This window comes from Rhizobacter sp. P3_B12 (assembly GCF_056402895.1).
The window spans coordinates 1-5,431 of record NZ_JBFUGN010000379.1 but is presented as its reverse complement, the minus strand read 5'-3'; the positions used below and the strand labels follow the sequence as shown (position 1 = coordinate 5,431).

Here is a 5,431-nt window from a genome sequence, read left to right as displayed (position 1 = left end):
GCCCAGGTGATGGCTCAGCTCGCCACCCAGCGCCCGCTCGATCAGCGCCTTCTTGAACGCCATCGACGCTTCCGCTATCGCCTCGGCCGTCATCGGCCCTTGAGTGAATTGATCCAGCAGTTCCTTCGGGATCTTCGGCAGCGCCGCCGTCCTCGCAGCGATCGCCTCGTTCTTCGTCTTCGTCTTGCTTGGCATACATGCTCCTGGTCGTCATGCTATGCCTCGCACACAAAATTACTGACAGGCTCATGATTGAGGCCCACACGCTCACATCTGCAACAACGGAATGGCGCAATGCACATCTACGGCTACGAGACAACCGACCAACCGATCGACACCATCATCCCCGCGTCGCTCGCGGAGGTCACCCTGAACGCCACACCCGAGGAACTGCGCGCGATCGCCGAGTTCCTGCTTCACTGCGCAGACGAGATGGATCGAATGGGAAAGGAGTTCGACCACATTCACTTGGCCGATCGAAAGAGAGAGTTCGAGACCTCGCCGCATCTCGTCGTGGCGCGTGGATAGCAGCAGGCTCGATCATGGACGTGCCTGACCGGTGAACACCGCCAATTGCGCGGCGAACGCTCGCTGGTAGGCAGGCCGCGCCTCAGCGCGGGCCACATAGGCGGCAAGCCGCGCGTAGTCGCCGAGCATCCCCGACGGCCGCAACCTCAGCAGCACCGCGACCATCATCAGGTCACCGACGCTGAACGCACCATCGAGCCACTCCGCATCGCCCAGTCGATCGGACAACTCGCCCAACCGGACACGCACACGCTCCACGACGAGAGGCAGTCGCTCGTCGTACCAGGGCTTGTCGCGCTCCAGCAGCTTGGCGTTCTGGAACTCGATGATCGGCAACTCCACCGTGTTGACCGCGGCAAACATCCAGGTGATCGCACGGGCCCGCGCATTCGCGTCGGCAGGCAGCAGGCCCGCATGGTGCTCTGCAATGTGGAGCACGATGCCGCCCGACTCGAACAGCACCAGATCGTCTTCCTGGTAGGTCGGGATCTGCCCGAAGGGATGAAGCGCGCGATGCGCCGGCGCCTTCATCGCCGCGAAGGAAAGCAGGCGGACCTCATAAGGCTGCCTTGCCTCCTCGAGCGCCCAGCGAACCCGCATGTCGCGCGCGAGCCCCTTGCCGCGGTCAGGCGACGATTCAAAGGCAGAAATGGTCGGGATCATGTCGATGTCTCCTCTTGAGAACTGGACCTTCAAGGTCCGATCACAGACTCGACGTTCGAGGCAGACCTGAATCGACATCACCGCACACCGCACGCGGATCGACCGCGCCATCCGCCGGGCCCGGGCCCGCATGCGCTGTCTGATGCGCCATGCCCCAATGGCGGATCGCCTCCGCCACCGGCAGCACCGAGCGCCCATGCGGCGTGAGCGCGTAGTGCACGACGGCCGGCACCGGCCCGCTGCGCTCCCGGCTCACGAGGCCATCGGCCTGCATCTCGCGCAGCTGTTGCGCCAGCACCTTGGCCGAGACGTCCGGCAGGCTGCGCCGCAGCGCGGCAAAGTGCCGCGGGCCGTCTGACAGCCGGTACACGACGAACAGCTTCCAGCGCCCGCCGATGGCGGCCAGCGCAGCCGTCAGCGCGCAGCCCGGAATCGCGTTGGCACGTGCAACGCGCGGACGGTTACCTGCAGGTGCCTTCTTGGCGGTGTCCATGGTGCTGGCTAGAGTGCGCCCCAGTGTAGTCACCCTCACCGCCGGAGGCCTTGCCACCATGGTCCAGTTGCCCACCCGTTCGATCTCGTACGGCATCGCCGGCGTGCTGGCGCTCCTCGGCGCGTGCGCCGTGCCTGCGCCACCTTCGACCGCACCGGTCGACACCGCGCGGGCCATCCCCGCGACACCGGTCGGTTCGCCGCATGATTTCGACTTCGAACACGGCCGCTGGCACACGCAGCTCCGGCGCCGCCTGCAACCGCTGAGCGGATCCGATGCCTGGGCGGAGTACGCCGGCACGACCGTCGTGAGCCCGGTGCTGGGCGGCCGCGCGAACCTCGCCGAACTCGACGTCTCCGGATCCGCAGGGCGCATCCAGGGGCTGTCGCTGCGGCTCTTCGACACGACACTCAAGCGGTGGACGCTCAACTTCTCCAACGCCGCATCCGGCACGCTCGCCATCCCGATGACAGGCGGATTCGGCAGCACCCCGCGCGGCGTTTTCTACAGCGCGGAGGAATTCAACGGCCGGCCCGTGCTCGTGCGCTTCGTCATCGAATCGACCAACGCCGACAGCTGCCGCTTCGAGCAGGCGTTCTCGGCCGACGGAGGCGCGACATGGGAGATCAACTGGATCGCGGTGGATACGAGGGCGTGAGTCGGGCCAGCAGCGGTTCGCTGCATCGGCGATGTCATGGGCACGACGCCAGGAACAGCAGCCGTCGTGCGCGACGGCACCAATGGCTGCTCGTGCAATCTGCGAAATAGAGCTATCGACCCGTTGCAGTCCTTCGCTACGCAAACCTCACCGCTCAAAAGCAGACGCCGAGCTTGATGCTAAACGTCACGGTAGTCAGCCAAAGCTTGTGCCTCCAGCAGCCTGACAAAGTCATTCTTCAGGGCGACGTAAGCATGGATGTCGTTGCCGCATTCGGCAACGGCGTGGTGTTTGACGACAGCGTACGCGTCCCGGATCTCGTCGTTCGCTCGCAAGAAGTCGCGCAACGCAAGATGGCGACGGACGTCGTGTGACCCCGTTCGAAATGCATGGACTTGATGCGTCCTTTCTGAGAGGCCCTTGACGAAGTAGCGACGCCCAGGAATCCCATTCTCGCCGCGCGACTCGTATCCAAGCTCTCGAAAAGCTCTGGTATGAGAGTCGAGTCGTTCGACATACGGCACCTCGACGAGGATGTCGATGACCGGCTTCGCAGCCAGCCCCCAAACCGCGGTGCTGCCAATGTGGTGGATGCGTGCATCCGGTCCAAGAAGGCCCGCGAGCGCTTTCTGCTCATGCGCAAACATGCCTGCCCACAGCGGACTGAACGGCACGATCTCAATCGTTCTCTTGTCCAATAGGTCACCTAAACGGCTCGAAACTGCCTCACGCCGGAGGGTGCGCTGGTGGCCGGCAGATCCTGGCCGATTATTGCCGGCCGGCCGCTGCGCCTCCTCGGCAGTAGCGACCCGTTGCGGACATTGCATGCGTCAGATTCGGCTCTTCGAAGCCGCTATTCATTCAAAGCTTGGAACTGAGGTCGGCAAACGCCGTCACCTCGCTTCTCTGACGAAGACAAGTCTTTGCACCTGGGAAGTCGTTGAACAATCGTTCGTGACCGGAGTGCGAGCTTGAGCCTTCTCGCGTTCTGTAAGTCTCGGACCAGCTGAGTAGAGCATTGAACGAGTCGCCTGTTCCGCCCCGGCGTACACCGCGCTGCTTGAGATTGACGGCGCATTCGGCCTCATCAAGGCATAACCAGATCAGCGCCGTTGTCATCGACGTAACCTCACGTGCGAGCCAGCCGTAGATGCCTTCGATGACCCAACTGCTTGAGCCAGTAGCGGCCTCTCTTGCAAGCTCAATCGCATGCTCCCTCCCCCGTGCAACGTTGAATCCGCCTGGCTCCCAATGGATCAGATCGAGATCAAGGTGCGGAGCCTGGAGAGAACCGGCAATCCGCTCGGCCAGCCAACTCTTGCCAGAGCCCGAATTCCCAATGATGAGGGTTCTCGTCAGGTTCATGTCGGACGCTGGGAAGTCGTAGAGTAAAGGAACAGGCTGCCGAAAAAGTCACGTGATCGCGTGCAATCTGATCTCGCTGACGTGTCGCAGTCTATAGGTCGCACTGGTCAGGCACCGTGACCACCAGCTGCTGCTGGCGACCAACTGCAAGTGGCCAGTTGCAGCTACTGCGCCAACAACAGCGCAAGGTCACTTGGGTCAAGGTGTATGTCGTACAGCTTGCGCGCTGCGGTCACCTTCAGCGGTCTTGCAATGCGTCGAACGTTGCCAATACGCCATGCCCAGTAGCCAGGGGCCCAGGCAGTGGCGCAAGCAGGTTCAACCTCCGAGGGCAGCCAAGGCTGAACTCCGGCGATGTCTACGACAGCTACCAGTAGTCCGTCATCATCCGAATCGCCGTGTGCGGACAAGAAGCGTCCGTTTTCAACGATCAGCAAATCCGTCAGCGGCAGGGTCTCGGGACGCCACGATCTGACTTCGAGCGTCTTTCGACCGAGGGCGATGCTTGTGCCGCTGGGCGCAACTATTGAAAGTGCAAGCAAGATTCGATTTCCAGCGAGCATCGGGTAGCAAAGATGCAAGCATAGCCTGCGGCGTTCCGCGCGGCATGCCGGCATGCCGACATTGGTGACCGTCCGCAGGTGGCCGACTACAGCCTCTCGGGTGCTGCAGCTGACGGGTCAGGCTGCAACGCGAAGCTCATTGGTTCTCCAATTTGCCAGCCAGTACAAGCCACGTAGTTCGCCATAGGCAATCGGCCGACCGTCGACGTCAAGGACCGACGAGACGAACCGTATCGGGAACGGCGAAGGGCAAACCTGCTCTACGGCTTTTCGGAATGATCGAACCTCCGTCTTGCTTGGCTCGGAGGCGCCGCTGTAGAAGTGCAAGTGCTTCTTGCCGAGGAACATAACGGGCTGATGCCCCGAAGGATCGTCACCAGCATTGAGCGTCATCATCCCAAGGCGTACGCGCCCGTTTGGGAAGAAGAACACTGCTTGAATCATGACCTGGCCAGTCTCGACTTTGAGGCGCGACGGATCCAGTGGCCTGACTGTGCATTCGTCCAGCCCATTCCGGCCTTCTTCGTCGCTCGCGTACTCCCAGCATGAGAAAGCCTCAAAGTCCTCGGCGCTAAGCTCATCTACCTGTTTCCGAATGCGGCTGTTCATCTTTCTGCGGACTGACGTGTTATGGAGGACACCCCTGTGGCGACGGCTGCGGCAGTCTTTCTTCCCTGCACGCGGCGTGAGGCAGGTATCCTAGCCTGTTGCCGCGCTACCCCAAAAGCGGCCAGTTGCGACGGACGCCTTGTGGCCGATCGACGTCACTCGTAGAACTTCCCTGCTCCTAGGATTTGGGCTGCGCGCTTCCACGGATTGGACGGCTTCTCATAGAAGCGAAGCCCGTCGATCGACACGTGGCCCCAGGCCGCAGCCCGCTCGAGAACGGCACCGACAGTTCCATTCTCCCACCCGAGCGCTCCTGGGCCGTAGGGACTAGACGGTGTCGATGCCTCGATGGCTCGTTCGGCTTCCCAATCTTCAGCGAGGGCGAAGAGGAAGCGGATGAAGTCCCGTTCATCATTAACGTCATTCGCGAGCGCTTGGAGATCAGTTGCCATTGGAAGAGACCGAATCGAGGTGAAGAAATCGCAAATGCTTGGCGCAGTCCGTGATCGCAGCCTACCGGAAAGCCGCCGCTCGCGACGGACGGCTCATGGC

Annotated in this window: 8 protein-coding genes and 1 pseudogene; 2 read left to right on the top strand and 7 right to left on the bottom strand. The window is 62.2% G+C overall.

Annotation, left to right across the window (positions count from 1 at the left end; all coding sequences use genetic code 11):
- A pseudogene (locus tag AC1D01_RS18985) lies at nucleotides 1-195 on the bottom strand (IS256 family transposase); the annotation flags it as partial.
- Between the two features lie 99 nt (nucleotides 196-294).
- Here AC1D01_RS18985 and AC1D01_RS18980 point away from each other — a divergent pair.
- Complete coding sequence (locus AC1D01_RS18980; RefSeq protein ID WP_477868979.1) at nucleotides 295-528, top strand: Imm32 family immunity protein; 234 nt, start codon at nucleotides 295-297, stop codon at nucleotides 526-528.
- A gap of 12 nt (nucleotides 529-540) precedes the next feature.
- Here the strand turns inward: AC1D01_RS18980 and AC1D01_RS18975 are convergent, their stop codons facing one another.
- The gene (locus AC1D01_RS18975; RefSeq protein ID WP_477868977.1) at nucleotides 541-1,191 is read right to left on the bottom strand and encodes a glutathione S-transferase family protein; all 651 of its coding nucleotides are present in this window, start codon (nucleotides 1,189-1,191) and stop codon (nucleotides 541-543) included.
- A gap of 40 nt (nucleotides 1,192-1,231) precedes the next feature.
- The gene (locus tag AC1D01_RS18970; RefSeq protein WP_477868975.1) at nucleotides 1,232-1,684 is read right to left on the bottom strand and encodes a winged helix-turn-helix transcriptional regulator; all 453 of its coding nucleotides are present in this window, start codon (nucleotides 1,682-1,684) and stop codon (nucleotides 1,232-1,234) included.
- Between the two features lie 58 nt (nucleotides 1,685-1,742).
- Here AC1D01_RS18970 and AC1D01_RS18965 point away from each other — a divergent pair, with 58 nt between their 5' ends.
- A complete protein-coding gene (locus AC1D01_RS18965) occupies nucleotides 1,743-2,342 on the top strand; it encodes a DUF1579 domain-containing protein (protein WP_477868973.1) in 600 nt (199 codons plus the stop codon).
- A 179-nt stretch (nucleotides 2,343-2,521) separates the two neighbouring features.
- Here AC1D01_RS18965 and AC1D01_RS18960 read toward each other — a convergent pair whose 3' ends face one another.
- The 4 genes from AC1D01_RS18960 to AC1D01_RS18945 form a co-directional block, all read right to left on the bottom strand.
- Nucleotides 2,522-3,040 (bottom strand): GrpB family protein, encoded by a 519-nt coding sequence (locus tag AC1D01_RS18960; protein ID WP_477868971.1) that lies wholly within the window; start codon nucleotides 3,038-3,040, stop codon nucleotides 2,522-2,524.
- 163 nt (nucleotides 3,041-3,203) lie between these two features.
- A complete protein-coding gene (locus tag AC1D01_RS18955) occupies nucleotides 3,204-3,707 on the bottom strand; it encodes a P-loop NTPase family protein (RefSeq protein ID WP_477868969.1) in 504 nt (167 codons plus the stop codon).
- A gap of 164 nt (nucleotides 3,708-3,871) precedes the next feature.
- The gene (locus AC1D01_RS18950) at nucleotides 3,872-4,249 is read right to left on the bottom strand and encodes an ASCH domain-containing protein (protein ID WP_477868967.1); all 378 of its coding nucleotides are present in this window, start codon (nucleotides 4,247-4,249) and stop codon (nucleotides 3,872-3,874) included.
- Nucleotides 4,250-4,387: 138 nt separating this feature from the next.
- A complete protein-coding gene (locus AC1D01_RS18945) occupies nucleotides 4,388-4,879 on the bottom strand; it encodes a hypothetical protein (RefSeq protein WP_457337931.1) in 492 nt (163 codons plus the stop codon).
- Between the last annotated feature and the right edge of the window lie 552 nt (nucleotides 4,880-5,431).

Coding starts and splice junctions, on each gene's coding strand:
- AC1D01_RS18980 (WP_477868979.1), top strand. CDS start 295: ATGCACATCTACGGCTACGAGACAACCGACCAACCGATCGACACCATC.
- AC1D01_RS18975 (WP_477868977.1), bottom strand. CDS start 1,191: ATGATCCCGACCATTTCTGCCTTTGAATCGTCGCCTGACCGCGGCAAG.
- AC1D01_RS18970 (WP_477868975.1), bottom strand. CDS start 1,684: ATGGACACCGCCAAGAAGGCACCTGCAGGTAACCGTCCGCGCGTTGCA.
- AC1D01_RS18965 (WP_477868973.1), top strand. CDS start 1,743: ATGGTCCAGTTGCCCACCCGTTCGATCTCGTACGGCATCGCCGGCGTG.
- AC1D01_RS18955 (WP_477868969.1), bottom strand. CDS start 3,707: ATGAACCTGACGAGAACCCTCATCATTGGGAATTCGGGCTCTGGCAAG.
- AC1D01_RS18945 (WP_457337931.1), bottom strand. CDS start 4,879: ATGAACAGCCGCATTCGGAAACAGGTAGATGAGCTTAGCGCCGAGGAC.